This window comes from Pseudoalteromonas sp. SG44-1, from assembly GCF_014164315.1.
Classification (GTDB): Bacteria; Pseudomonadota; Gammaproteobacteria; order Enterobacterales; family Alteromonadaceae; genus Pseudoalteromonas; species Pseudoalteromonas rhizosphaerae.
The window spans coordinates 1-233 of record NZ_JACJEW010000322.1; the positions used below are offsets into that span (position 1 = coordinate 1).

The window sequence follows — 233 nt, forward strand, 5'->3', positions numbered from 1 at the left end:
TATGATTGCGCGATAGCACGCTTGCTCAAGCCGCTCTTTTGAATAGATTTTAGCTAAACTTAACACCCCTAAACAGGCGCGATAAGCGTGCTCGGGGTGACGCCGTCCACTGAGCTGTAACTCAACAACTTGGTGGGTATACTCTCCAATACTTAATGCCCATGAGCGTAAATTTATCGGTGACTGCTCATGCTGTTTTTGATGCGCCAGAGGCATATGATGAGGCTGTGTTG

General features: G+C 47.6%; 1 pseudogene. It reads right to left on the bottom strand.

Annotated features, from left to right (window positions below):
* Positions 1-233, bottom strand: a pseudogene (locus H5187_RS25310) (IS21 family transposase); the annotation flags it as partial.